The organism is uncultured Rossellomorea sp., from assembly GCF_947488365.1.
Lineage (GTDB): Bacteria > Bacillota > Bacilli > Bacillales > Bacillaceae_B > Rossellomorea.
Map to the genome: position 1 here is coordinate 1 of NZ_CANKZT010000031.1, position 226 is coordinate 226.

At 50.0% G+C, this 226-nt stretch carries 1 tRNA gene; it reads right to left on the reverse strand.

The annotated features are described in order from the left end of the window. Window positions 1-2: 2 nt before the first annotated feature. Window positions 3-76, reverse strand: a tRNA-Met gene (locus Q1B03_RS22105). Between the last annotated feature and the right edge of the window lie 150 nt (window positions 77-226).

Below are 226 nucleotides of genomic sequence, written 5' to 3' on the forward strand. Positions count from 1 at the left end.
GGTAGCGGCGGAGGGGATCGAACCCCCGACCTCACGGGTATGAACCGTACGCTCTAGCCAGCTGAGCTACACCGCCAAGAAACATAATATCAAAAATATTTTTTTACTTTCATAAAACCAATGAAGTTTATCTTACTTTCGAAAAAAAACATGGTGGAGCCTAGCGGGATCGAACCGCTGACCTCCTGCGTGCAAAGCAGGCGCTCTCCCAGCTGAGCTAAGGCCC